The organism is Streptomyces sp. NPDC000880, from assembly GCF_053599675.1.
In genome coordinates, this window is record NZ_JBSFMS010000073.1 from 1 (window position 1) to 25,002 (window position 25,002).

Below are 25,002 nucleotides of genomic sequence, written 5' to 3' on the forward strand. Positions count from 1 at the left end.
GGCTCCCAGACCATCCCTTCGGCGTCCAGCTGCTCCTTGCTGTCGTGGACCGAGGTGGGTGCGTGACATCGCCCCCATCGTAAACACAGGGCGCGCGCACGTGGCATGCCGGTCGCGTCCGGACCGGCCCGACCAGGTGCGGAACGAGACGACTTCAGGTCAGTAGGGTCCGTTCACATTGTCGATCGAGCCGTACCTGTCGGCAGCGTAGTTGCACGCAGCGGTGATGTTGGCGACCGGGTCATAACTGTCCATCGACGTACCAGGCACGTGATAGGCCAGGAACGTTGGCTCGATGACCTGGAGGAGCCCCTTGGACGGCGTGCCGGCCGCAGCGTTGGAGTCCCAGTTGTTGATGGCCAGCGGGTTGCCCGAGGACTCGCGCATGATGTTGCGGTGGATGCCGTCGTAGGTGCCGGGTATGCCGTGCTGGGCCATGACGGCCAGCGACTCCTTGATCCAGCCGTCGAGATCGTTGGAGTAGGTTGCCGGCTTCGGTGCGGGGGCGCTGCTCTGGCTGGGCGGTGTGGTCTTCCGCTCGGAGCGGTTGGCCCGATCGGACGCGGAAGATGCCTTGGTGCCCGCCGAAGAGTCGGGCTTGGCCGGAGCCTGCGCCTTGGCCTTCGTACCGATCGTCAGCTTGAGGCCGGGATGAATCAGCGACGGGTCGGCACCGATGGCCTTCCGGTTGTCCTGGTACAGCTTCTTCCAGCCGCCGCTCAGAGAGTGCTTTTCCGCGATCTTGGAAAGAGTGTCACCGGCAACCACGGAATACGTCACGGGTCCGGCCTTCTGCGCGGCGAAAGGCGCGCCGACGGCTATGGCGGGTGCCACAGCTTTTTGGGCAGTGACGGACTGCGCCGGTTTCTGCGCCGCGTCGGCAGCGGTTGCGCCGAGCATCGGGAGGGCGAGTGCGGCGCTGCCAATGCCCACGGCGACGAAACCTCGAGTGAAGGGACTGGACTTGGGACGACGGTGCTTACCCTTTGCGGGCATAACGAATTCCTCTCCGTCGCCTGCGAGGTGAGCTGTCGGGTTCGGACTGGAGATGCCCGGCCGCAGTGAATGCGACTTCACCCCGAGCCGTTCCGGATTCCGGATCGGCGGCTTACCTGGGTCCCCCGCTCCTGCCGTACGTGAGTGGGTGCGGTTGCCGGACGGCGGCAGGATTCGGCGGTCCATCCGGATTGCGGTGACCGTAAGCGAAATCGACCGGGCGGAACAAGTCCTGAATTCCTCAGCAGAATCCGCGTGGCAGTTCGGCGGGGGAAAGTCCCGTCACCCACCCCTGAGTGGGAAACTCAACTTTCTTTCTACAGACCGGAACTGGGCCCCGGCGGCATTGCGCACACCGCTGCGGAGGTGACCGAAATCACTGGTTACGACACGGAACGGTCTGCTCTGCGACACCGCATGAGAGAACGACAAGTCGCACGAGTGCCAGCAATGCAGGCATCATGCGCTATGCAGATAAACCACTCATATTGGGCATATTTGGACGTAAGCTACGCCGCTGGAGCGCCCCTGGACCAGGTCGCGCCCTAGCGGTCACCCACTCAGGCCGCGCAGGTGCCCTCACCCCAGCACCGCAGTCTCGCCCGCAGATGAGCCGTCGCGGCCGCCGTCTGCACTTCGCGCCCTGCACGGCACCCAGGGACGGCGGTATCGGAAATGTCGGTCACCATGGTGTCGCGCACTCCGCCCGACGGAAGCGGCTGAGATGCTGCGTCCCGGTGGTCGTACTGCGACCCAACCGCCGTGAAGGGGGCGCATGGGATCTTCCGACTGGCAACCGGTCTTCATCCTGCTCGTGCTGGTCGTGGCGGCGGTCGCTCTGCTCCACGCTGTCGCAGTCGCCGCTCGAGCCGTCCGTGAGCCCCTGTACACCGGCCCGTTCAGCGGAGGACTCGAGCCACGAGAGCATCCGCTCTCGCGGTTCCATGTGCGCTGGTATCCCGTCACGATGATCTTTCTCGCCTTCGACATGGAAATGCTCTTCATGTACCCGTGGACGACGGTCGTCTCCGACGTCGGCACCAGTGCGGTCGTAGAGATGTTTCTCTTTCTCGGAGTGCTTCTCGCGGGGGTGGGTTACGCCTGGCGTGAGGGGGCGTTCAGGTGGAGTTGAGGAACCGGCTTCTCCGGGCGGCCACAGTGCGGCCGAGTGTCCTGCTGGCGGTGTCCCCGGGGGCTGCTCGAGAGCGGCTGTTCGTCGAGGCGGAGCTGCAGCGCCGTGGCTGGCCTTGCGTCGCAGCACCGGCCTCCGCGGATCTGCTCGTGCGCGTGGGCGAACCCGTAATCGCAGAGGACGATTTGGCCGAGCGGCTGTGGCTCGGCATTCCGGCGCCCAAGGCCCGCGTGACCATCTCGGAGGTGGACCAGGCCGCCGACGCCCTTGACCGGGGACATGCCGCCCTCGCCACCAGGCCGCACCAGCAGGACGCCGGACAGCGCAAGGAGACCCACGGCAGCGACCATCATGGCGAACAGCACGGGCAGCACGAAAGCCCGGGACCTGCGTCGGAATCCGGTCCGTCTGCACATGGCGACCACGACTCGCACGGCGGCGGACACACCAACGGTGGCGCGGCGGGCGGGCATGACGAACACGCGGCGCACGATGGCCACAACGTGCATGCCGTGCACGGCATGCACGGCGGCCATGACATGGCCGTCGTGGCCGGGCTGCCCATGGCCGACCGGGCGGACGACCGGGACGGGTTGCGGCTCGACCGGCTGCATGTACCTCTCGGGCCGGTGCTGCCCGACTGGCCCGCGGGGCTCGTTCTGCGGCTGGAACTCCAAGGCGATGTCGTGCAGCGGGCCGCCGTCGAACAGATCGCCGCCCCCGCCTCCTCTCGTCCGCCCTTCTGGAACGAACCATGGCTGCGTGCATCGGTCGGCGAGGGCGTGACCCGCGGTGACTCGGCGCGACGGTTGTGTGCGGCGCATCTGGACAGCCTCGGCCGGTACCTCGCCGTGGCCGGGTGGGACGACGCGGCAGCCGGCGCGCGGCACGGACGCGACCGTGCGCTGGCCGGTGTCGCAGCCATCGAACTCCACTCGTTCTTAAGCCCCTTCATCCGGCGCATCCGCCGGTCGCGGACGCTGCGGTGGCTGACGACAGGACTCGGCGTACTGCCCAGCGAGCATGCGCACCACTTTGGTGTGACCGGTCCTGCGCTGCTGGCCGACGGAGATGTACACAGCAGGATGCTCGTCTGGCTGGCCGAGATCGCACGCAGCGCGGGTGACTGCGACGACCCTGGCACACTCAGAGCAACCGCCCTGACCGGCCCGCGGGGAAGAATCGACGCCCTGAAGCCTCCGTCCCAGGCGCTGCTGGACGTACTGCCGGGTCTGTTGGTGGGCGCTGAGTTCGCCTGTGCGCGGCTCATCGTCGCGAGCCTCGACCCCGACCTCGACGAGTTCACCTGGACGCCCCGACCTGCGCGGGGGCCCGATGACTGATTCGACTCCGCTGTGGGCCGTACTCGTACTGCCCCCGGTCCTGGTCGGTGCGGCCTGGGCGGTCGCCTCCTTCGACGCCATGCTCGCGGCGGGAGCCCGGGCGGCGGGGCCCGGCCGTGAGGTGCTGCGACTGCTCGTGCAGCAACCCCGCCGCACACGCGCGGCCGATGTACCGCTGACTCGGCTGGGGACCACGCTGCTTCCGGTGGCGGCCGTCCTGGCCGCGGTCGTCCTGCCGCTCGGTTTCCGTTCGGTGAGCGATCTCCCGGACGGGATCGTCTGGTTCAACGCGATGGAGGCACTTACCTGGGCGGCGGTGTGGCTGACCGGCTGGGGCCCGAATTCGACACTCTCGCTGATCGGCGGCTATCGGTTTCTGGCTCAAGGACTGGCGTACGAACTACCGCACATGCTGGCGATCACCACCGCCGCGCTCGGGGCCGGATCTCTGCGGGTGGGCGAAGTCGTCGACGCCCAGGCCGGATTGTGGTTCGTGGTCTGGATGCCGGCCGCGTTCGGGATCTACCTGCTCAGCGCGCTGGCGATGTCCTTCTGGGGCCCGTTCGACCAGCCGGCCGGATGGGACGTGGCAGGAGGAGCGGCGGCCGAACTGTCGGGCGTGGACCGGATCGTGTTCTTGGGCGGGCGCCGGCTCTTGTTCGTGGTGGCGGCAGCGTTCAGCGTGCCGCTCTTCCTGGGCGGCGGTCACGGCCCGCTGCTGCCCGGCTGGGCCTGGACGCTACTGAAGACGGCCGCTGTGCTGGCCTTTCTGGTCTGGGCGCGGCGGAGAGTTCCGACCGTGCGGATGGACCGCTATGTGGAGCTGGCGTGGGTCGTGCTGACGCCACTGGCCGTGGCGCAGGCCCTGGCAGTTGCTGTGGTGGTGCTGAACCGATGACAGAAGGGAGGTGCCCTGCGCGATGAGTGACGTCGCCTTCTGGCTGCCGGCCGTCCTCGCCGTGGGCAGCGGTGTCATGGTCTTCCGGTTCGACTCCATGGCCCGCGCGACGTTCTCGCTGCTGGCCTCGCTGCTGTGCGTGGGAGGAGAGATCCTGCTGCTCGGCCTGGACTATCTGGGCATCGTCACCGTGCTGATGATGACCATCGAGATGGCCATCATGGCGGTCTTCATGATCATGTTCATGATGAACCCGGCCGGGCTCATGCCGATGACGATGGTGCACAACAAGAAGGGCGCTGCGGTCATCTGTGGCATTGCCTTCGTGCTGCTGGCCTCCGGTGTCCTGCTCGCACCCTGGCCTGCCCGGCAAGGCAAGCCGCCGCCGGACCCGACCAAGGACCTCGGCCTCTCCCTGATGGGGCCACAGATGCTCACGATGATGACGCTGGGCATGGCTCTGTTCGCGACGATCGTCGCCACGGTGGTACTGGCGACCCGGCGTGGCCGCTATGACCGCTTCGGCGACGATCTGCGGGCTCAGCAAGCCGACGATCCGGTACGGGGCGGTGTCGGCCGGTGAGTCTGGAACTGTTCCTGCTCCTTGCCGCCGCGCTGTTCTGCATCGGTCTGTTCGGGGCTCTGACCCAGCAGTCGATCGTGATGCTGATGATGGGCCTGGAGCTGATGCTGGGCGGGGTGATCCTCGCGGCCGCTTCGGCCTGGCGCTACATCGCACCGACAGCGGCCGAGGGGCAGGTGCTGGTCGTGGTCGCCATCACGGCGATGGCTCTGGAGATGGCGATGGGGTTCGCCGTGGTCACCGCCCTCTTCCGGTCCCGTGAGATCGACATGACCGACATGGCGGCGGAGTTGAAGGAGTGAACGCCCTGTTGTGGGCACTCATCGCCCTGCCGTTGGCCGCGGGTGCGTTGCTCGCGCTGACCGGGCCGGCCGGGAACCTGGTGGCGCCGGCCGTGGCTGTCGGTGTCGCCGTCTCGGCCCTCGGCCTTGCTGTTGCGGCCGCACTGCGGCATCCGGTCGTCGAGGCACCCTTGCTGGAGCAACTCCCGTTACGGCTCGGGGTGGACGGACTGTCCGGGATCCTGGTCGTCACGGTCACCGCGGTCACGTTGGCCGTTGTGCTCATCAGCGCGGTGGAGTTCGGCGCCGAAGAGGCACGCGCCCGGTTCTTCGGACTGATGCTGCTTTTCGCCGGCAGCATGTTGGTCACGGTCACCGCCGTCACCCTGCCCATTCTGCTCATGGGCTGGGAAATGATGGGCGCGACCTCCTGGGCGCTGATCGGCTACTGGTGGCGGGAGCCGGAGCGTACCGCTGCCGCCAACACCGCGTTCCTGACCACGCGTACCGCCGATCTGGGCCTCTACCTGGCCGCGGGCGCGGCACTCGCAAGCGGCCATGCCGACGCCCTCACGCTCGACGGCCTGGCCCGCACCGGGGAGCCGTGGCTGTCGGTCATCACGACAGGCATCGTCGCGGCCGCGCTCGGCAAGTCCGCTCAACTACCCTTCAGTTTCTGGTTGTCGCGGGCGATGCAGGGCCCCAGCCCGGTCTCAGCCCTGCTGCACTCCGCGGCCATGGTCGTGGCCGGCGCGTATCTGCTGCTGCGGACCGGGACTCTGTTGGACACCTCGGGATGGGGCAGCGATGTGGTGGCCTGGGCGGGTGCCGCGACCGCCCTCGCTCTTGGGCTGGTCGCGGTGGCGCAGACCGATTTCAAGCAACTGCTCGCCGCGTCCACCTGCGCCCAGATCGGGTTCATGGTCCTCGCCGCCGGAGTCGGCGCCACCGCCGGAGGAACGCTGCAACTCATGGCGCACGCGGCCGCGAAGAGCCTGCTGTTCCTCGTGGCGGGCGTCTGGCTGACGGCACTGGGAGCGCAGCAACTGCCCGCGCTGCGCGGAGCCGCCCGGTACCACCGGACGGTGGGCGTGATCTGCACCCTGGGCGTCATCTCGCTGGCCGGGCTGCCTCCGCTGTCGCTGTGGGCCGCGAAGGACGTTCTGCTCGCCGGGGCCCTTGCCCGTGATCCCTGGTTGTACGCCGCCGGGCTTGCCGCTGCCGTGCTGTCCGCGGTCTACAGCTCGAAGGTCCTGTGGTTCGTATGGCGCCCGGCCGCTCAGGGTGATGACCGTCGAAGAATCCCCGGCGGTGTCGTACCGCCGCTGGCTGTGCTCGCCGTGGCATGCCTTGCCCTGACGCCCGTAGCCTTCCCGCCGATCCGTGATGCGCTGGGGCGCGTCCTCGGCGCCTCCGCTCAACCAGCGCCGCACGCTTGGGAGCCGGCAGTGTCCGGCGCTCTCGCGATCGTCGCCGCAGCAGCCGCCTGGGCCTGGGGATCCCGCCCGCTCCCCCTGCCGGCCCAGGCGAAGGCAGTGTGCCTGGACTGGCTGGGCCTGGAGCGTGCCGCGCACACTCTCGTCGTCTCGCCGGTCTTGTGGACCGCCCGTACCGCGGCTGCTTTCGACGACCGGATTCTCGACCGCGGTGTCGACGGCACTGCCAAAGGGACACTGGGCCTGGCCCGTTGGACGAACGGCATCGTGGAGCGGTCACTCGACGGAGGGGTCGGCGCGGTCGCAGCGGCGGCTCGAGCTCTCGCCCGCTGGGCCCGCCGGCCGCAGACCGGCCAGTTGCACCAGTACCTCGCCCAGGCCGTCGCGGCCTTCACCGTCCTCGCTGTCGTGCTTGTCCTCGTGAGGTGACCCCTTGCTCACCGCTCTCGTCTTCGCACCGACTGCGCTCGCGCTGCTGCTCCTCGGCCTGCCGCTCCGCATCCCACAGTCGGCGTTCCGTGCCGTCTGGGTGGCCGTGACCGCAGCCGAACTCCTGCTTGTCATCGCCCTGTGGGCCGGCTACCGGTCCGGCGGCGGCATGCAGTACGAGGTACGGGCCCGCTGGATCCCCAGCGCCGGTGTGGGCTACCACGTCGGAGTCGACGGCCTGTCGTTGCCGCTACTCGCCATGACCTGCGTACTGTTCCTCGCCTGCGCCCTGTACTCGCTGCGGGAGACCCGCCGGATCCGCGAGTTCACCGCGCTCTTCCTCTTCCTCCAGACCACCTGTCTCGGGCTGTTCGTCTCCCTCGACCTGATCCTGTTCTTCGTGTTCTTCGACCTGTCCATCGTGGCGATGTACTTCGTCATCGCGGGATGGGGCCACCGGGAAGCGGCCCGTGCGGCGCTGAAGTTCTTCCTCTACACGTTCATCGGCTCTCTCGCTCTGCTGCTCGGCTTCATCGGCCTGTATCTGGCCGCCTCCCCGCACACCTTCGACATGGTCGAGCTGACGGCCCAGAACCCGCTCTCGGGACGGTCCGTCTACGCCGCCCTCGTCCTCCTCGCCGTCGTCGTCGGCCTCGCCGTCAAAACCCCCACCGTTCCCTTCCACACCTGGCTGCCGCCCGCGCACACAGAGGCGCCGGCCGCCGGTTCGGCAATCCTCGCCGGAGTGCTCCTGAAGATGGGCACGTACGGCTTTCTGCGCATCGCCATGCCCATGCTCCCGGACGCCTGGCGCCGCTACGCCCTGGTGCTCGTCGTCGTCGGCGTCATCTCGGTCCTGCATGGCGCACTGGTCGCCCTCGCGCAGACCGACTTCAAACGGATGATCGCCTACACCTCCGTGAACCACATGGGCTACATCGTGCTCGCGGTCGGCGCCGCCGCCGCGACCGCCGGCGGCTCCGCACAGGCACGCTCCCTCGCGGTCACCGGATCGGTCACCCAGATGGTCAGCCACGGGCTGATCACAGGCGCGCTGTTCCTGCTCGCCGGTGTGCTCTACGAGCGCGGACGTACGTACGACATGGGCGCCTACTCCGGAGTCGCCGCCGCCGCGCCCGCATTCGCTGCCATGACCGGCTTGGCTGCCTTCGCCTCGCTCGGGTTGCCGGGGTTTTCCGGCTTCATCGCGGAGTTCCAGATCTTCACCGGAAGCCTCGGCCCACGGCCGCTGGCCACCGCACTCTCCGTACTCGGCATCCTGCTCACGGCCGGGCTGTTCCTCCGAGCGCTGCGGCAGATCTTCATGGGGCCGCTCCGGCTGCCCGACGCCCCGGGCACTGCGCGTACGTTCCCCGACATCCGCCCCCATGAGAGCGCCGCCGTCGTTCCGCTGCTGGTACTGGCCGTGGTCCTCGGAGTGGCACCGCGCTTCCTGCTCGACGTCATCGAGCCGGCATCCCGGGCCGTACTGGAGCTGCTCGCCCGATGACCGAAATGAACGAGAACCCTCTCGACATCCTCCCCGAGGTCCTGCTCGCGGCCTCAGCGGTCCTCGGACTGCTTCTCGGTGCCTGGCTGCCCCGCGGACGACAGTGGATCACGGGTCTGTCGGCGGCCGGCGCTGCGCTGGCCGGGACCGTGGCCTCGGCTGTGGCGGCCGGCCGGCCGGCCGTGACAGCCTTCGGCGAGGCGTTCGCCGTCGATCCGGTCACCAGCACCTCCCGGATCGTGATCCTCGGTGGCACCCTGCTGGTACTCGCCCTCAGCGCCGGACCGCTTCACGCCCATCCGCGGGAGAGCGAGTTCTACGTTCTGCTCCAACTCGCCGCGCTCGGGGCCCTGGTCATGGCCGGGACACAGGATCTGCTGCTACTCGCCGCCGGGTACCTGCTCGCAAGCATCCCCGCCTATACGCTCGCCGGGTTCCGCAAGGACGGCCCCGGCACCGAGGCGGCGCTCAAGTACTACGTGATCGGTGCCCTGCTCGGCGTACTCATGCTGACCGGCGTCACCGTCCTGTACGCGACCGGGCGCTCCACCGGCTACCCAGCACTCGGCATGGCCCTGCGCGACGCGCCCGAGGCCCTCGTCGCCGCCGGAACCATCGGGCTCCTGGCGGGGGTCCTGTTCAAGGCCGGTGCCGTACCGGCCCACTTCTGGGTCCCCGACGCAGTCCAGGGCAGCAGCCCTCCGGTCGCCGCGCTCCTCACCACACTGCCGAAGGTCGGCGCCTTGGCGGCACTCTTCCGCCTCGGCGATGTCGTCCTCTCCGGCAGTACGCTGCCGTGGCCCGCGCTGATCGCCGTCGTGGCCGCGGCGTCCATGAGCCTGGGAAACCTCGCCGCCTTCTTCCAACAGGACGTCAAACGTCTGCTGGCATACTCGACAATCAGTCAGGTCGGCTATCTGCTGATGCCGGTGGCCGTGGCGGGGCTCTCGGACCTGGCCCAGGAAGCTCTGCTGTTCTACGCAGCCGCGTACGCCGTCACCAATCTCGGCGCGTTCGCGGTCGTCTGCGCCCTCCCCCGAGCCGAGAGCATCGACGACTACCGCGGCCTGGCCCGGCAGCGCCCGCTACTCGCCGCAAGTCTCGTCATCTGCCTGCTGGGCCTCGTCGGCACCCCGCCCACCGCGGTCTTCGTCGGCAAACTCGAAGCGTTCACTGCCGCGTTCGACGGCGGTTACGCCTGGCTCGCCGTGCTGGCCGCCGTGAACACGGTCGCCTCGCTCTTCTACTACCTGCGCTGGATCGTGCCCGCCCTGTCACGCGGCACCGGGGACAAGCTCCACGACGGCGACCGCGGGGCACGCGGAGTCGCGTATACGGCCGCCAGCGTCTCCATCGGGCTCGGCCTGGCCGGGGGTCCGGTCCTGGCGGTTCTCGACGGTCCCCTCGCTGCCCAGATCGCTGCCTCCCCCGAGGCGGCGGTCAGCCTTGCGTTGTTCCTGCTTCGGGCAGTGTGAATGGCGCCTAGTGCTGATGGCTGTCAGCCCCGTGCCCTGCGGAGGGTGCTTCCTCATTGCGAGCGTCGGCGGCGGTTCCTGCCTGGACCGTGAAGGCTGCGGTGCGGACGGTGCCGTTGTGCTTGAAGTCGAGGCAGAGGCGGTACGCCCGGAGCTGGGTGCGGTGGCGGTGAAGGAGATCTCCGGACCGGGCTTGGTGGTGCCGTCGCCGGGTCCGCCGTTGGGGCCGCTCCGGTGGTCACGTACGCGGCCTGGCCCTTCCACCGGGCGGCGTTCACCAATGCCCGGCACGGCGCGGCCACCATGGACACGCTGATCTCGGTCGGCACCTCGGCCGCGTTTCTGTGGTCACTGTGGGCGTTGTTCTTCGACACCGCCGGCATGCCGGGCATGACCCATGCCTTCGAGCTGACCATCAGTAGAGCACACATGAACTCAACCGTACAGTTCAGTTCAACTGCTAGGATCGGCCCATGAGCGTGGAGAGCGTCAAGCAGCCCCCCAGCGGCCGCCGCGCCGAACTCAAACGGCAGGCCATCGTCCGGGCGGCACGCGAGCTTTTCCTGCGGGAGGGCTTCGGTGTCGGCATGGACGTCATCGCCGCCGAGGCGGGCGTGTCCAAGGTGACCGTCTACAACCACTTCGGCAGCAAGGAAGCGCTGTTCACCGTGGTGATCACGAGCGCACTCGACGAGCCCCTCGGCAGCGCTTCATCGACCGCACTCGAAGGGCTGGCCGAGGCCGAGGACCTCCGCGCTGCCCTCATCGACGCCGCCCGCATCTGGGTGCAGGCCGTAAGGACAAACCAGGACGTCATCGCCCTGCGCAACCTCGTCGCCGCCGAGGTACACCGCTTCCCCGAGCTCAGCCAGGCCTGGAAGAGCCACGGCCCCGAAGGCCACCACCCCGCCGTGGCCGGCGCGCTGCGCACACTGGCCGACCAGGGCCGGCTGGAAATCCCCGACCTGGAGCCCGCGATCATCCAGCTGTCCGCGCTCCTGGTCTTTCCGCACATGGTCTTCAGCGCCTACGGCACCCACATCGACGACGACCTCACCGACCGCCTCATCACCAGCGGCATAGACATGTTCCTGAACCAATACGGCGCACGGCAGGCGTAGGAGACCGCGGCCGGCAGGCCGCAGACAGCCCGGCCAGTGTGACCGCGACGAGCCGGCGGACCGCCGAAAGGGCGGACCGCCGAAAGGAGCTCGCAAGCTCGTCGGAGGTGGCAGCGTTCCCGCGTCACCCGACCAGGTCAAAACGCAACAAAAGAGGGCGTAGGCTGACGAGAACGTCGTAATGCACCGCGGATGGGCGATGGAGGCGGCGCATGACCGACCCCTACGGCTTTCTCAAGGTCCCCCGTCGGCCCGTCCCAGCGCGTCCCGTCGAGGAACGGCTGAGCGACTGGAACGAGGTCTACGCGGGGCAGGCGCTGCTTCCGCTCGTGTCCGAGCAGGCGGGGCGCTGCATGGACTGTGGCATACCGTTCTGCCACAGCGGCTGCCCGCTGGGGAATCTCATCCCCGAGTGGAACGCGTACGCGGCGCGGGGCGACTGGCGGGCCGCGGCGGAGCGACTGCACGCGACGAACAACTTTCCCGAGTTCACCGGGCGGCTGTGCCCGGCGCCATGTGAGGACGCATGCGTGCTGGCCATCAATGCCGATCCGGTGACGATCAAGAACGTCGAGCAGGCCATCGCCGACCAGATCTGGGAGCGCGGGTACGCGCCACCGCAACCGCCGCAGCGGCTGAGCGGCAAGACTGTCGCCGTCATCGGCTCCGGGCCTGCGGGGCTGGCTGCGGCGCAACAGCTCACCCGAATCGGCCACACCGTCGCCGTCTACGAGCGCGCCGACCGCATCGGCGGACTGCTGCGCTACGGCATCCCCGAGTTCAAGATGGAGAAGCGGCACCTGGACCGCCGTATCGATCAGATGCGGGCGGAGGGCACGAAGTTCCGCACCGGTGTGAAGGTCGGCAGCGATCTGGACGCCACCGAGCTCAGGAGGCGTCACGACGCGGTGGTCGTCGCTGTCGGGGCCACGGAGCGGCGGGAACTCCCTGTCCCCGGCCGTGAGCTGTGCGGCATCCATCAGGCCATGGACTACCTGACCCTCGCCAACCGGACCAGGGAGGGCGACTACGCCTCGCCGCCCGTCACCGCCGAGGGCAAGCACGTGGTGATCGTCGGAGGCGGGGACACCGCGTCGGACTGTCTGGGCACCGCGCTGCGCCAGGGTGCGGCCTCCGTGGTGCAGCTGGACATCAACCCGGAGCCGGGCGACGCCCGTCTCGACGCCGAGCCCTGGCCCACGTATCCGAAGGTCTACCGGATCTCCCATGCCCATGACGAGGCCCGGGGGCGGGAGGGCGCGGATCCGAGGGTCTTCTCCTCCGCCACCCTCCGCTTCGAAGGGACCCCGACCGGCCATGTGCGCGCGCTGCGCCTGACGGAAGTGGAACCCGAGGCCAGAAGGCCGCGGCCGGACACCGAGCGGATGATCCCGGCCGAGCTGGTCCTGCTCGCCCTCGGCTTCTCCGGTCCCGAACGGGGATCCGGTCTGATGACGCAGCTCGGGCTCACATTGGACGACCGGGGAAACTTCTCGCGGGACGCCACTTTCGCGGCCGCATCGCCGGAACAGTCCGAACGAAAAGGCCGCACCAAGACGGACGGGGTCTTCGTCGCCGGCGACGCGGGACGCGGCCAATCGCTGGTGGTGTGGGCCATCGCGGAGGGACGGGCCGTAGCGGCGGCCACCGACCTCTATCTGACCGGCTCCACCGTGCTCCCGGCCCCGATAGCCCCCACGGACCGGCCCCTGACAGTGTGACCCGCCGGCCGATCCTTCCCGTGCGGGACGCCGGCAGGGGTACGTCCAAGCCTGACCGTCCCTCAACTCTCTGTACTCGGAGATGCTTAACCGGTAATCGGCCCAGTTGACGCCATTAACCGAATAGCTATTATCGCTCCCCCAGGTCTTGGTATGTGTACCCAATCGAGTTCGAGTGGCAACCCGACCATGGACGGCGGAGACTACAGGTGACGGTTTTGTGACCGGACTAGAGCTTACGAGCTCGTAGCTTCCGGATTGCTCGCTCCGGCCATCGAGGAGCGCGACGACACCGGGTGCCGGCCGCACTGGCCCATCGTGTTCGAAATTTCCTCAAAGAGAAATTTCATCAAGGGGCTCACATGGAAGATAAATCTGTCGAGGTTTTGACGCCCGGGCCGGATGAATCTGCAGTCGCCAACCGCAGGTACACCGGCCCGACGACCGAGGCCGAGAAGAACTTCGCCGAGGTGCTGGCTGACGTTGTGTGCGTCGAGCGGGTGTCGGTCGACAGCCACTACTTCGATGACCTCGGCGCCAACTCGTTGGTGATGGCCCACTTCTGTGCACGGGTCAGGAAGCGGGCGGACCTGCCATCAGTGTCGATGAAGGACATCTACCGGAACCCAACGATCCGAAGCCTGGCGGCGGCGCTCGCGGACGCCGCGCCCACCCCTGTCGAGTCGCCGGTCCCGGCGTCGACCGAGGTGGTGACACCGGCCGGCACGCTGCGGTACGTCCTATGCGGAACGCTGCAGTTCCTGATTTTCCTCGGATATTGCTTCCTCGCCGGACTCGTCACTGCCCGAGGCTACGAGTGGGTCTCCGCCGGCTCAGGTCTGAGCGACATCTACCTGCGGTCGGTCCTCTTCGGCGGCGTCGGCTTCGTCGGCCTGTGCACGTTCCCGATCGTGGCCAAATGGATCCTCATCGGGCGCTGGGAACCGCGTCAGTTCCCAGTCTGGGGCCTGACCTATCTGCGCTTCTGGACCGTCAAGGCGCTGGTCCACGCCAACCCGATGATCTTCTTCGTCGGCAATCCGCTGTACGTGCTGTATCTGCGGGCACTCGGCGCGCGGATCGGCAAGGGTGTCACGATCCACTCCCGCACCGTTCCGGTCTGCACCGACCTGCTCACGATCGGCGCCGGTACCGTGATCCGCAAAGAAACGTTCTTCCTCTGCTACCGCGCGCACACCGGGCGTATTCAGACCGGCCCCGTCACCCTCGGCCGAGACGTGTTCATCGGCGAGAAGACCGTGCTCGACATCGACACGTCGATGGGCGACGGTGCGCAGCTCGGCCACTCGTCCGCGCTGCACAGCGGCCAGGCGGTCCCGGACGGCCAGCGGTGGCACGGATCCCCGGCACAGCGCACGGAACTCGACTACGTGAGGGTCGCGCCGGCGCGCTGCGGCACGCTGCGCCGGGCCGGCTACGGCCTCCTCACCGTGCTCCAGGTGCTCTTCCTGTACGTGCCGCTGACCGTCGGGGGCACGTACATGCTGCTGGCCGAGGTCCCGGCGCTGGGCAACGTACTGGGCCCGGGCACGGTTGGGATCACGTCGCCGGAGCTCTTCATCGACGCGTTGGTCCTTTCCCTCGTGCTTTTCTTCGGCTTCGCCGTCGTGGGTCTCGCCGCATTGTTCACCATTCCGCGCCTGCTGAACCTGCTGATCAAGCCGGACAAGGTCTATCCGCTGTACGGCTTCCATTTCTCCGCGCACCGGGCGATCGCGCGCATGACCAACATAAAGTTCTTCAAATGGCTCTTCGGTGACAGCTCCTATATCGTCCACTATTTGCGCGGCCTCGGGTACGACTTGTCCCGTGTTGAGCAGACCGGGTCGAACTTCGGCACGGAAGTGCAGCACGAGACGCCGTACCTGAGTTCCGTCGGCAGCGGAACGATGATCGCCGACGGGCTCTCCATCATCAATGCCGACTTCTCGAGCACTTCCTTCCTCGTGTCCCGAGCATCGATCGGGCCGAACAACTTCCTTGGGAACAACATCGCCTATCCCTCAGGGGCCAGGACGGGCGACAACTGCCTCCTCGCAACGAAGGTGATGATTCCGCTCGACGGGCCGGTCCGCGAGGGGGTGGGCCTGCTCGGCTCGCCGTGCTTCGAGATTCCCCGGTCGGTGGAGCGCGACAGCCGGTTCGACCATCTCCGGGCCGGAAACGAGCTGCGCGGCAACCTCGCCGCAAAGAACCGCTACAACATCCGCACGATGGGCTTGTTCCTGTTCGTGCGCTGGCTGCACTTCTTCGGTCTCACGCTGCTCGGCCTCGCGGCCGTCGATCTGTACGGCGCTTTCGGGCAGGTGATGATCGCTGCGTCCCTGGCGCTCGCCCTTGGGTTCACCGCTGTCTACTTCGTACTGGTGGAGCGTGCCATCGCGGCATTCCGCGCGCTGCGACCGCAGTTGTGCTCCATCTACGACCCGAACTTCTGGTTGCACGAGCGCCTCTGGAAGGTGCCTGTCGAGTACTTCAATGTCTTCAACGGCACCCCGTTCAAGAACGTGATCTGGCGCCTGCTGGGTGTGCGGCTGGGCCGTCGAGTCTTCGACGACGGCTGCATTTTGACGGAGCGGACGCTCATCACCATCGGGAACGACTGCACTCTCAATGTGGGGAGCAAGATCCAGTGCCACTCACAGGAGGACGGCACCTTCAAGTCCGACCGCAGCACGATCGGCGCCGGCTGCACGCTCGGTGTCGGCGCCCACGTCCACTACGGCGTGGCCGTGGGCGACGGCGCGGTGCTCGCCCCCGACTCCTTTCTCATGAAAGGCGAGGAAATACCCCAGCACGCACGGTGGGGAGGAAACCCGGCCACGGAGATGCGAGATGCCCACTACCAGCCCGCAGCACCGAGGCGACGGTGAGTGAAGGGGGAAGACGATGGGAGTACGAGTGGAAGCCGACCGGGAGTTCTGGCGCGGTGTACTGGTCGCCGGTGGATTCACCGCGATCCCGCGGTGGACGCTCAATCCGGTGACGGGCGTCGCCGAGCACGAGGCGACGATCCCGGATGACGTCGTGGGAGTGTTGTGCCGGCTGGCGGAGGACCTGGCGGTACCGCTCGACTCGGTGCTGCTGGCCGCGCACGCCAAGGTACTCGCCGCGCTGTTTGGCGAGCACGAGGTCGCGACCGGCTACGTCGCCATGGAGGGCGGCCAACCGTTGCCCTGCCGGCTGACGACCGAACCCGATTCGTGGCGGACGCTGCTGCTGAACACCCATCAAGTCGAGTCAGAACTGCTGTCGCACAAGGACTTTCCGGTCGATGATCTTAAGGAAGAGCTGGGCCTGACCGAACCGCCGCTCGAGACCGTGTTCGATCCGGCCGGCGTCGGCGGCGATCTCGCCGAAGGCACAGCGCTGTGGGTGGGATTCTCGCAACACGCCGGCCAACTCCTGCTGCGGCTGCGGTACCGGACCGACGTGCTCGACGCGGACTGTGCCGCCAGGATCGCCGGCTATCACCTCACCGCACTCGCACTGATCGCCGCCGATCCGGACGCCGAGCACGGGCGGCAGAGCCTGCTCTCCGCCGAGGAAGTCCAGTTCCAGCTCGAAGGACTCGCCGGACCGCGCCGGGACCTGCCGGACCGCCGGTTCCACGAGCTGTTCGAACAGCGGGTGAGGGCACACCCGGACGCCGTCGCGGCCGTGCACGGCGACCGGCAGTGGACCTACCGGGAGCTCAACGTCCGTGCCAACCGGCTGGGACGAACCCTGTTGGCGCGGGGGCTGCGCCGTGAAGGTGTCGTCGCGGTGGTGACCGAGCGCAACCTGGACTGGATGGCCGCCGTCCTCGCGGTCTTCAAGGCCGGTGGCGTGTACCTGCCCATCGAGCCCCATTTCCCGGCCGAGCGCATCAGGGCCACGCTCTCCCGTGCCGAGTGCGGGCTCGTGCTGACCGAACCCGGCAGCACCACCACGCTCGGCCAGGCCCTCGACTCACTGTCCGGAGTCCAGACGCTCTTCGTCGACGCGGCCTACGAGGAGGACCATGCCGACGGTGATCTCGGCGTCGGCGTCGCGCCGGACCAGCTGGCCTACATCTACTTCACCTCCGGCTCCACAGGCGAGCCCAAGGGTGCGATGTGCGAGCACGCGGGCATGCTCAACCACCTCTACGCCAAGATCGACGACCTGGAGATCGGCGAGGGGCAGGTGGTCGCCCAGACCGCACCTCAGTGCTTTGACATCTCGCTGTGGCAACTGGTTTCCGCGCTCCTGGTCGGTGGGCGGACCCTGCTGGTCGAGCAGGAGGTGATCCTGGACGCCCAACAGTTCCTCGACAAGATCATTGATTGCCGGGTCGCGGCGCTCCAAGTCGTGCCGTCGTACCTCGAAGTCGTACTGTCCGCTCTGGAGCAGCGCCCCCGCCGGCTGCCGGACCTGCGGTGCGTGTCGGTCACCGGCGAAGCGTTGAAGAAGGAGCTCACGCAGCGCTGGTTTGCGGCCGAGCCCCAGATCAAGCTGGTCAACGCTTACGGGCTGACCGAGACCTCGGACGACACAAACCACGAGGTCATGGACCGGGTGCCGGAACGGGAACGGGTCCCGCTCGGTCCCCCCGTCAACAACGTGCACGTCTACGTAGTCGACGAGCACCTGTCACCGGTGCCGCTCGGCGCCCCCGGTGCGATCGTCTTTTCCGGAGTCTGCGTCGGCCGCGGGTACGTCAACGACCCCGAGCGCACCCGGCTGGCCTTCATGGCCGATCCCCACCGAAAGGGCCGGCGGCTCTACCGAGGAGGCGACTACGGCCGCTGGCAGCCCGATGGCAAGCTGGAGTTCCTCGGCCGCCGGGATACCCAGGTCAAGATTCGTGGCTTCCGGATCGAGATCGGCGAGATCGAGAACACCCTGTTGCGGGTGCACGGTGTCCGCGACGGTGCCGTGGTGGTCGCCGAGCGGGCCGGCCAGAGCAAGCATCTGGTGGCCTTCTACTCCGGTCGGCAGCCACTCGAGGCCGACGTGCTGCTGGACCGGCTGGCTGCGTCACTGCCCGAGTACATGGTCCCGTCCGCCTTCCACTGGCGGGAAAGTCTGCCCCTGACGGCCAACAGCAAGATCGACAGGAAGGCGCTGAGGGCGCTCGCCGGGGAGCTCGACGTCGTCGAGGACGACTACCGCGCGCCGAATACGCCCACCGAACAGCGGCTGGCGGTCGCATGGGCGAACGTACTCGGCATTCCGCAGAACCAGATCGGACGGCGGGACCACTTCTTCGACCGGGGCGGCACGTCGCTGTCGGCAGTGAAGCTGGCGATCACCCTGGACCGTGCGGTGACCCTCAAGGACGTCACCCGTCACCCGGTCCTCGCCGATCTGGCCGAGCTGGTCGACGGCAGGTCCGAGCGGCGCTCCGGGCTGCCGCAGTCACTGTCCGAATCGGACCGCGCGCAGGGGCCGCTACTTCCTACTCACCCTCCGACCGGGGCGGTCAAGGCAGTACTGCGCGCTGCCGAATGGCCGGTTTCTTCCTGAGCCGCGACTGAAAGGAAAACGAGATGTCGTCCTCAACCCCGACATCACTGCTCGACGTGGAGTCGAAACCCGGCAAACCTCCGATGCTGCGGGTCGAGGCAACCGTCGACGCGGCGAGCTGGGCGGCCGAGCAGCGGGACGCGTTGCGCGCCGTCGTCGCCGAGTACGGTTCGGTTCTGGTCCGTGGCCTGGGGCTGCGCGACGCGGCCGAGACCAGTGCCGTCCTTCAGCAGCTGGCCACCGCTCCGATGACCGAGAAGGAGGCCTTCGCCCCCCGTCAGACCTACTCCGAGGGCGTGTACTCCTCATCGCAGTGGCCGCCGAACCAGCCGATGTGCATGCACCACGAACTGAGCTACCGGCTCGAGTTCCCCGGCCTGATGCTGTTCGCGTGCCTCACTGCGCCCACCGAGGGCGGGGCCACCGCGGTGGCCGACTCACCGACCGTGCTCGACGCGCTGCCCACCGAGTTGACCGAGCGGTTCGAGCGGGAGGGCTGGCTGCTCACGCGCAGCTACAACGACGAGATCGGGGCGTCCTTGGCCGAGGCGTTCGGCACCGAGGACCGCGGCGCCGTCGAGAGCTACTGCCGTGCCAACGCGATCGAGTTCGAGTGGCAGCCCGACGGTGGACTGCGTACCAGGCAGCGCCGCAGCGCCGTGGTGCGACACCCGGTCACTGGCCGGCGCTGCTGGTTCAACCAGATCGCGTTCCTCAACGAGTGGACCATAGCCCCCGAGGTGCGCGAGTACCTGGTGGACGTCTACAGCGCCGACGGGCTGCCCTTCAATACCCGCTACGGCGAAGGCGACCCGATCGGCGAGGACGTCGTGCAACTGCTCAACCAGCTCTACGAGGACAACACCGCACGCGAGCCGTGGCAGGCCGGCGACCTGATGCTCGTCGACAACGTCCGCACCGCTCACAGCAGGGAGCCCTTCGAGGGACCGCGCGAAGTGCTCGTCGCGATGGCCGAGGAGGTGCGCCTGACCGACTGCTCGCCGACCGTCGAAGTGACCGCGGGATGACCACCATCCGTTCCACCCCTACGGAGTCCGCAATGTCCGAGCCGATCACTGTGCCACCGTTCGCGGTGATCTCCGGTGCCCAGGTTCAACGCGTGCTGCAGGGGCGCGAGAAGGAGATCGTGGAGTTGGTCGAGGCCACCTACCGGCTGCACAGCGCCGGTGATTCGGTGAACCCACCGTCCTACTTCCTCCGTTTCCCCGACCGCCCGTCCTCCCGGATCATCGCGTTGCCCGCCTCGATCGGCGGGGAGGTACGGGTGGACGGCCTGAAGTGGATCTCCAGCTTCCCGGAGAACGTGACGGCCGGCATCCCAAGGGCCTCGGCCGTGCTGATCCTCAACGACCATGACACCGGCTACCCGTTCGCCTGTCTGGAGAGCTCGATCATCAGCGCCACCAGGACGGCCGCGTCGGCGGCGTCGGCGGCCGAATGCCTCAGCCGCGGCCGGCCACAGCCGACGCGGGTAGGGTTCTTCGGGGCGGGCCTGATCGCCCGCTACATCCACACCTTCCTGGCCGGCACCGGTTGGTCGTTCGACGAGATCGGCGTGCACGACCTGTCCGCCGACAGCGCGGCCGGCTTCCGCTGTTACCTGGAGCAGTCGGGCACCGCCGGCCGGATCACCGTGCACGACAGCGCCGAGGAGTTGATCCGCCTCAGCGACCTGGTGGTCTTCGCCACCGTCACCGGTCGGCCGCACGTCAGCGACCTGTCGTGGTTCGCACACAATCCGTTGGTGCTGCACGTGTCGCTGCGCGACCTCGCGCCGGAGATCGTGCTCGCCTCGACCAACATCGTCGATGACATCGAGCACTGCCTCAAGGCCAACACCTCGCCGCATCTGGCCGAGCAACTCACGGGCAACCGGGACTTTCTGCACGGCACGTTGGACGACGTGATGGCCGGGCGGGTGATGGTGCCGGCGGACCGGCCGCTGGTGTTCTCGCCCTTCGGCCTCGGGGTGCTCGACCTCGCGGTTGGCAAGTACGTCTACGACGAGGTGGTCCGCTCCGGAGAATTGCACGTCATCGACGACTTCTTTCACGAGCTGAGCCGGTACGGATGAGCCGGCCGAGAGTCCAGGAGGCTTATGCAGGACTAATCCCAGGAGAGATCAGCGGTCAAGTCGCCGCAGGTCAGGGCGTACGAGACCGCGACCGCTGACGCAGGGCACCGTCTGGCTTGGTTGGACACAGGCTCCCGCCCGGAAGAGCGAGAAGCCTGCCCACGGTCGGATGGACGTTCCAAAAGTGCTCTGCTGTAAACGAGGAGACCATCGTGCCCGTCATATCCGTTCCCTACGCTTTCAATGAAGAGGAGCTCTACGTCGACCTTCAGTCGATCTTCGGGCACTCGCTCTTCCTGAAGTGTGAGGGCTTCAACTTCGCCGGTTCGATCAAGCTGAAGGCCGCGACCGAGATGGTGGAGACCGCTGAGCGGGATGGAGTCCTGACGCCGGAATCGATCCTGGTCGAGTCCTCGTCCGGAAACCTCGGCGTGGCGCTGAGCATGATCGCGGCGAGCAAGGGCTACCGGTTCCTGTGCGTGACGGACTCCCGCTGTAACCTGTCGACCAGGTTGATGATGGAGGCCCTGGGCAGCCAAGTACATATCGTCGCCGGACAGGATGCCAACGGCGGCTTCCTCGGCGCGCGGATCGACTACGTCCGCGGGCTGTGCGCCTCCGATGACCGTTACGTGTGGCTCAGCCAGTACACCAACCCGAGCAATTGGAAGGCGCACTACCGCAAGACAGCGCCAGAGATCGCACACCAGTTCCCCAGCCTGGACGTGCTGTTCGTCGGAGCCGGCACCACCGGGACCCTGATGGGCTGCGCGCGCTACTTCCGGGAGTGGCACCACCCGGTGCGGATCATCGCACTGGACAGCGTCGGTTCGGTGGCCTTCGGTGGTGCGCCAGGCCGCCGGATGATTCCCGGCCTGGGTATGAGCATCCGTCCGCCGCTGCTCGACGAGTCCTATGTGGATGAGGTGATACGCGTCGAGGAGGCGGACACCGTCCGTACCTGCCATCGTCTGGCCAGGCACGGATTCCTGTTCGGCGGCTCCACCGGCACGGTGGTCAGCGGCGCGATGGGCTGGCTGGCCGAGCATGAAGCGCGTGACCTCACCGCGGTGGCCATTGCCCCTGACCTGGGCGATCGCTACCTCGACACCGTTTACCAGGCCAACTGGCTGCAGGATCTTTACGGCGAGGGCGTGCTCAACTCCGACGAGGTGGCCGCCGATTCCTGGGCAGGCTCCCCCGCGCCACCGACGCGGTCGGGCCAGCGGCCGGACGTGCAGAGCGGCGACCGCAGTGGCAACCGGCGCCATCAACTCCAGGACCGTAAGACCTAGATACCACCCGTGCCTGCGACCTCGCACGGTCCTTGGCTGACCTGGTCCGCAAGCAGCGCGGGCACTTGCTCAACGACCGGATCCGTCAGGCCGAGCAGGACGCTCCCCAGCCCATGAGCGGCTTCGCGGGGGTTCCTCCGCCGCGGTCCGACGCCGTGTCCTGCCCGGCACCGTGCTTCGTCTCAGACGCCGGCCGCGTACCGCCAGAAGTCCCGCATCAGCGCGGGGAAGGTCGGTCCGCCCATCTGCAGCTGGCTGAGCATAATGGTGACCGCGCCGGTGGACGGTGTGACGTGAGCGGCCGTGCCGGTGCCGCCGACCCAGCCGTAGCGTCCCGGCACACTCCACGGTTCGGCGGCCTCGACATCGACCGCGCCGCCGAAACCCCAGCCCATCCCCTCGAGGAACAACCCGGCGGACTCACGCTCGGACGAGGTCAGGTGATTGGCGGTCATCTGCCGCACCGACTGGGGCGTGAGCAGCCGGCGGCCGCCAGATGTCCCGTCGGAGAGCAGCATCCGGCCGAAGGCGAGCCAGTCATCGACGGTCGAGACCAGCCCGCCGGCGCCGCTCGGGAACGCCGGCGGGCTGCTCCACTGCCCGTCGGGGGCGTCGACCAGCTCGAGACCACCCTCGGGATCGGTCCGGTAGTAGCCGGTGAACCGGTCGCGCTTGGCCGCCGGGACCGCGAATGCCGTGTCGGCCATCCCGAGCGGCTCGAACAGTCGCTCGGCCAGGAACTCGGGCAGCGGTCGCCCCGTGACCCTGGCAATCAGTACGCCCTGAAGGTCGGAGCTGATGTTGTACAGCCAGCCGTCGCCCGGCTGGTGCAGCAGCGGAATGCGGGACAGCCTCGCCATCCACTCGTCCGGCGCGGGGACGGTCTGCGGCTGCGGAGGCCCCTGCTTCAGCTCGCTGAAAAGCGGCGCGACCGCGGGCAGCGAGAAATCGGACGGGAAGCCGTACCCGGCACGGGAGCTGAGCAGATGGAACACGGTGATCGGCCGGACCGCCGGGACCACGTCGTCCACCGGCGCGGCCGGCGTACGGACAACGCTCGGTGACGCGAGGTCCGGCAGCCACTGCCCGACCGGGTCGTCCAGCGCGATCCGGCCGTCCTCGACCAGCATCATGACGGCCGCGGCGACGATGGGTTTGGTGATCGATGCGATGCGGAAGATCGAATCCCTGGCCATCGGAGCGGTGCCCTCGACGTCGACGGATCCCACGGCCTCCACCTCGACCCGGTCACCGCGGGCCACCAGACCCACCGCTCCCGGCACCGAGCCCTTGCTGACGTGCGTCTCCAGTGTGTTGCGCAGATCGGCCATGGCTCCACCCTCTCAAGTGTGCGGTCGGAGACAGGACTCCCGCCGCGCCGCAGAATCATCGGGCCGGTGCCGTCGGGGCCCGGTCATAGCGTTCGGCGTCTGAGCCGCGCGGTCCAGCCGCCTCTTTTCACGCGGCCAGCGGTGCGCGCCCGTGGCCGGCGTCACACCGGGCGCTGCGCCGCGGGGCGCGGCCGGGTCCGGGGGGCTGTGACGTGAACCAGAGTGGTGGGACGATAGCCACGCAGACCGGATCGGCGGTCGGTACACGTTTCCTTTGGGGCACTTATGAACGTCTGGCTCCCACTCCGGCTCTTCGCAGCAACGGCCGTGGCCGGCCTGATGCTCACCGCCTGCGGGGGCTCCGGCGGCCCCCCGACCGCGTCGGGATCGCCGTCCGCCGCACCAGGTACGTCCGCACCATCGCGATCGCCCGCCACGCCCGTCCCCGCCGCCCCGTCGGCAACCATGCCGCCGGGCACACAAGCGCCGACCACGGCCGCACCCGGTGACAGCGCGCCAGCACTCGGATCCGGGCGTCTCCAGCCGTTGTGGCCGTTCGCCACGCTCGCCGAAGCCCAGGCATGGCAGCGTGACTACCGCTCCAGCGGACACCAACCCTGGCATCTCGACCCGGAACAGACCGCACTGTCCTTCGCCCAGGGCTACCTCGGCTTCCAGAGCATCGACCGCATCACCGCACGCACCGTCAGCGGCTTGCACGCCCGCATCGGCGTCGCACCGCGCGGACCCGAGGGCGGCACCGCGGCGACCATCCACCTCGTTCGGTACGGCACCGGCCCCGACGCCCCGTGGGAGGTCGTGGGCACCGACGACACGACGTTCACCCTGACCATGCCCGGATACGGGTCGCTCGTCCGTTCCCCGATGCAGACCGGCGGCCGGATCACCGGCGTGGACGAGAGTATCCGCGTCCAGGTGCGCCAGCCGTCGTCCCCGACGCCGCTGGGCACCTCATGCTGCACCTCGGCGGGCGGCAACGGACAGCTCTGGAAACAGTCGGTGTCCTTCTCCGGCGCCCGCGACCGAGTACTCACAGTTGTCGCATCCACCGGCGGGCACATCGCCGAGGTCGAACGCTTCACCGTCACGGCGGTACGTACCGGCTAACCTGCTGACCTGATCACGAAGTGCTGGAGCGGGAACCGCGAACAGGGGCGAAATGGCGCCACCGCACTGCCATCCGCACCGCTCCGAAGCAATGATCCGCCTCGCGCTGATCGACCTCATGAGCCGCAGGCTCACTGCCGAATCCACGCCAAACCGGCGGGACCCGCAGCACCGGTCCACTCGAACAAAGGAAGAGCATGACGGCCGAGGCGTCCCCGCCCGCAGAACCTGGCGCCGACTTCTGGCAGGAACGACGGACCTGCTTCCTCACCACACCCCGCCCCGACGGCACCCCGCACCTCGTGCCCGTCGGCGTGACCTACGATCCCAAGACCCGCATCGCTCGTGTCATCAGCAGCGCCAGCAGCAAGAAGGTTCGTAACCTGCTCGCCGCCGGCCCCGACACGATCGTTGCCGTCAGCCAGGCAGAGGGACGTCGCTGGTGCACCCTCGAAGGCACCGCCATCGTCAGGGACGATCCCGCATCTGTAGCCGATGCCGAACGGCGTTACGCCGAGCGGTACAAACCGCCGCGCATCAACCCGACACGCGTCGTCATCGAGATCGCCGTCACCCGCGCCATGGGAACGGCCAAGCCGTCTGGCTGGTAACTCGGGGGCCGTGGCGAGCTCGTTTCTCCAGGGCCAAGTCGCGGAGGTCCGAAGATGGAGGCGGCATCCGCCGCGGGTGAGGCGGGCGGCGACGTGCAGGATGCGG

At 68.2% G+C, this 25,002-nt stretch carries 19 protein-coding genes, 3 pseudogenes and 1 riboswitch; of the genes and pseudogenes, 19 read left to right on the plus strand and 3 right to left on the minus strand.

Annotation, left to right across the window (positions count from 1 at the left end):
• Positions 1-159 precede the first annotated feature (159 nt).
• Positions 160-996, minus strand: a complete 837-nt coding sequence (locus ACWDO5_RS22530) for a transglycosylase SLT domain-containing protein (protein ID WP_450532135.1) — start codon at positions 994-996, stop codon at positions 160-162.
• A 4-nt stretch (positions 997-1,000) separates the two neighbouring features.
• Positions 1,001-1,157, minus strand: a riboswitch (cyclic di-AMP (ydaO/yuaA leader).
• Positions 1,158-1,771: 614 nt separating this feature from the next.
• Between ACWDO5_RS22530 and ACWDO5_RS22535 the strand changes: the two genes are divergently transcribed.
• From ACWDO5_RS22535 to ACWDO5_RS22570, 8 genes are all read left to right on the plus strand, one after another.
• On the plus strand, positions 1,772-2,128 hold the full coding sequence (locus tag ACWDO5_RS22535; protein ID WP_450532136.1) for an NADH-quinone oxidoreductase subunit A: 357 nt from the start codon (positions 1,772-1,774) through the stop codon (positions 2,126-2,128).
• 155 nt (positions 2,129-2,283) lie between these two features.
• The gene (locus ACWDO5_RS22540; protein ID WP_450532137.1) at positions 2,284-3,471 is read left to right on the plus strand and encodes a hypothetical protein; all 1,188 of its coding nucleotides are present in this window, start codon (positions 2,284-2,286) and stop codon (positions 3,469-3,471) included.
• Positions 3,464-4,369 carry an NADH-quinone oxidoreductase subunit H gene (locus ACWDO5_RS22545; protein ID WP_450532138.1) on the plus strand — a complete coding sequence of 302 codons (906 nt, stop codon included), beginning with the start codon at positions 3,464-3,466 and terminating at the stop codon, positions 4,367-4,369. The genes ACWDO5_RS22540 and ACWDO5_RS22545 overlap by 8 nt, the downstream gene beginning before the upstream one ends.
• A 22-nt stretch (positions 4,370-4,391) precedes the next feature.
• Positions 4,392-4,952, plus strand: a complete 561-nt coding sequence (locus tag ACWDO5_RS22550; protein WP_450532139.1) for an NADH-quinone oxidoreductase subunit J — start codon at positions 4,392-4,394, stop codon at positions 4,950-4,952.
• On the plus strand, positions 4,949-5,254 hold the full coding sequence (locus ACWDO5_RS22555; RefSeq protein ID WP_450532141.1) for an NADH-quinone oxidoreductase subunit NuoK: 306 nt from the start codon (positions 4,949-4,951) through the stop codon (positions 5,252-5,254). Before ACWDO5_RS22550 ends, ACWDO5_RS22555 begins: the two co-directional genes overlap by 4 nt.
• A complete protein-coding gene (locus tag ACWDO5_RS22560; RefSeq protein WP_450532142.1) occupies positions 5,251-7,098 on the plus strand; it encodes an NADH-quinone oxidoreductase subunit 5 family protein in 1,848 nt (615 codons plus the stop codon). Before ACWDO5_RS22555 ends, ACWDO5_RS22560 begins: the two co-directional genes overlap by 4 nt.
• A gap of 4 nt (positions 7,099-7,102) precedes the next feature.
• Entirely contained in the window at positions 7,103-8,608 is a 1,506-nt protein-coding gene (locus ACWDO5_RS22565; RefSeq protein ID WP_450532143.1) for a complex I subunit 4 family protein, read from the plus strand.
• On the plus strand, positions 8,605-10,083 hold the full coding sequence (locus ACWDO5_RS22570) for an NADH-quinone oxidoreductase subunit N (RefSeq protein ID WP_450532144.1): 1,479 nt from the start codon (positions 8,605-8,607) through the stop codon (positions 10,081-10,083). The genes ACWDO5_RS22565 and ACWDO5_RS22570 overlap by 4 nt, the downstream gene beginning before the upstream one ends.
• 7 nt (positions 10,084-10,090) lie before the next feature.
• Here ACWDO5_RS22570 and ACWDO5_RS22575 read toward each other — a convergent pair.
• Positions 10,091-10,308 (minus strand): annotated as a pseudogene (locus ACWDO5_RS22575) (hypothetical protein); the annotation flags it as partial.
• Between ACWDO5_RS22575 and ACWDO5_RS22580 the strand changes: the two are divergent.
• From ACWDO5_RS22580 to sbnA, 8 genes and pseudogenes are all read left to right on the plus strand, one after another.
• Positions 10,309-10,551 (plus strand): annotated as a pseudogene (locus ACWDO5_RS22580) (heavy metal translocating P-type ATPase); the annotation flags it as partial.
• 5 nt (positions 10,552-10,556) lie between these two features.
• Positions 10,557-11,204, plus strand: a complete 648-nt coding sequence (locus ACWDO5_RS22585; RefSeq protein WP_450532145.1) for a TetR/AcrR family transcriptional regulator — start codon at positions 10,557-10,559, stop codon at positions 11,202-11,204.
• A 212-nt stretch (positions 11,205-11,416) separates the two neighbouring features.
• Positions 11,417-12,925, plus strand: coding sequence for a glutamate synthase subunit beta (locus ACWDO5_RS22590; RefSeq protein WP_450532146.1), 1,509 nt, complete (start codon positions 11,417-11,419; stop codon positions 12,923-12,925).
• A gap of 362 nt (positions 12,926-13,287) precedes the next feature.
• Positions 13,288-15,819, plus strand: coding sequence for a Pls/PosA family non-ribosomal peptide synthetase (locus ACWDO5_RS22595; protein WP_450532147.1), 2,532 nt, complete (start codon positions 13,288-13,290; stop codon positions 15,817-15,819).
• A 16-nt stretch (positions 15,820-15,835) separates the two neighbouring features.
• Positions 15,836-18,436, plus strand: coding sequence for a non-ribosomal peptide synthetase (locus ACWDO5_RS22600; RefSeq protein WP_450532148.1), 2,601 nt, complete (start codon positions 15,836-15,838; stop codon positions 18,434-18,436).
• A gap of 23 nt (positions 18,437-18,459) precedes the next feature.
• Entirely contained in the window at positions 18,460-19,464 is a 1,005-nt protein-coding gene (locus ACWDO5_RS22605; protein ID WP_450532149.1) for a TauD/TfdA family dioxygenase, read from the plus strand.
• Positions 19,461-20,531 carry a 2,3-diaminopropionate biosynthesis protein SbnB gene (gene sbnB / locus ACWDO5_RS22610; RefSeq protein ID WP_450532150.1) on the plus strand — a complete coding sequence of 357 codons (1,071 nt, stop codon included), beginning with the start codon at positions 19,461-19,463 and terminating at the stop codon, positions 20,529-20,531. Before ACWDO5_RS22605 ends, sbnB begins: the two co-directional genes overlap by 4 nt.
• 212 nt (positions 20,532-20,743) lie before the next feature.
• Positions 20,744-21,826: a 2,3-diaminopropionate biosynthesis protein SbnA gene (gene sbnA / locus ACWDO5_RS22615; RefSeq protein ID WP_450532151.1), complete on the plus strand. Its 1,083-nt coding sequence runs from the start codon at positions 20,744-20,746 to the stop codon at positions 21,824-21,826.
• Between the two features lie 182 nt (positions 21,827-22,008).
• Here the strand turns inward: sbnA and ACWDO5_RS22620 are convergent, their stop codons facing one another.
• Entirely contained in the window at positions 22,009-23,157 is a 1,149-nt protein-coding gene (locus ACWDO5_RS22620; protein ID WP_450532152.1) for a serine hydrolase domain-containing protein, read from the minus strand.
• A gap of 546 nt (positions 23,158-23,703) precedes the next feature.
• Between ACWDO5_RS22620 and ACWDO5_RS22625 the strand changes: the two genes are divergently transcribed.
• The 3 genes and pseudogenes from ACWDO5_RS22625 to ACWDO5_RS22635 all read left to right on the plus strand — a co-directional run bounded on the left by ACWDO5_RS22625 (position 23,704) and on the right by ACWDO5_RS22635 (position 24,896).
• Complete coding sequence (locus ACWDO5_RS22625) at positions 23,704-24,285, plus strand: hypothetical protein (RefSeq protein WP_450532153.1); 582 nt, start codon at positions 23,704-23,706, stop codon at positions 24,283-24,285.
• A gap of 70 nt (positions 24,286-24,355) precedes the next feature.
• Positions 24,356-24,448 (plus strand): annotated as a pseudogene (locus tag ACWDO5_RS22630) (IS5 family transposase); the annotation flags it as partial.
• Positions 24,449-24,482: 34 nt separating this feature from the next.
• A complete protein-coding gene (locus ACWDO5_RS22635; protein WP_450532154.1) occupies positions 24,483-24,896 on the plus strand; it encodes a pyridoxamine 5'-phosphate oxidase family protein in 414 nt (137 codons plus the stop codon).
• Positions 24,897-25,002: the final 106 nt, after the last annotated feature.